The sequence below is a fragment of the Acinetobacter sp. CIP-A165 genome, from assembly GCF_000367985.1.
In the GTDB taxonomy this organism is placed as follows: Bacteria; Pseudomonadota; Gammaproteobacteria; order Pseudomonadales; family Moraxellaceae; genus Acinetobacter.
In genome coordinates this window covers 90,782-91,488 of sequence record NZ_KB849205.1, presented here as the reverse complement: position 1 = coordinate 91,488, position 707 = coordinate 90,782, and the positions used below count along the sequence as shown (strand labels likewise).

The window sequence follows — 707 nt, the reverse complement described above, 5'->3', positions numbered from 1 at the left end:
TTATCCTTTTGGAGCTCAAGTATGAGTTATTACACTAAGATTACGACCGCAGGTTTAGCAGCAATCACCGCTGCAATGAATAATAGTTCTAAAGTCCCTATTACATATATGGCTTTCGGTGATGGTAATGGATATATTCCTGAACCTGATGAAAATGCGACTTCATTAGTCAACGAGGTTTATCGTGTTGGGGTAAACAAAGTTGAAGTTCATAGTAAGAACCCGAATTGGTTAGTCTGTGAAGCCATCATTCCTTCTGCCGTAGGTGGTTTTAATATTCGTGAAGTAGCCTTATACGACAGTACAGGCAATACCATGCTGGCAATTGCAAGTTACCCACCGACGTATAAACCAACAGTAGAAGAAGGTGCAGCAAAAATTCAAACGATTCGGATTGTGATTCAAGTCGATAACTCTGGAAACTTTGAATTAATTGTTGATCCTGATGTTGTTCTGGCGACTGTTGATTATGTAAATCAAATTAAAACTGATTCAAACATTAAAATTAATTTAGGCATTGATAATGATCGACACTTAGATATAAAAATTCTCGAAACATGTTGTTTTGATGATTTCTTGTCTAAGAATGAAAAGAATAACTCAAGTACAACAGATTGAACCGTACCGGGTTTGTCGGAGACTCAATATTCTGAGAGACTATTCCGATGAAAAAACCAACCTATACCCCCGAAATTAGAGAAAGAGCG

The 707-nt window shown here is 37.2% G+C and carries 1 protein-coding gene; it reads left to right on the top strand.

Going from position 1 to position 707, the window contains the following annotated elements:
- Positions 1–618 (top strand): phage tail protein (locus tag F991_RS14260; RefSeq protein WP_171063498.1); only part of this gene is annotated, 618 nt, incomplete at its 5' end.
- Positions 619–707 lie beyond the last annotated feature (89 nt).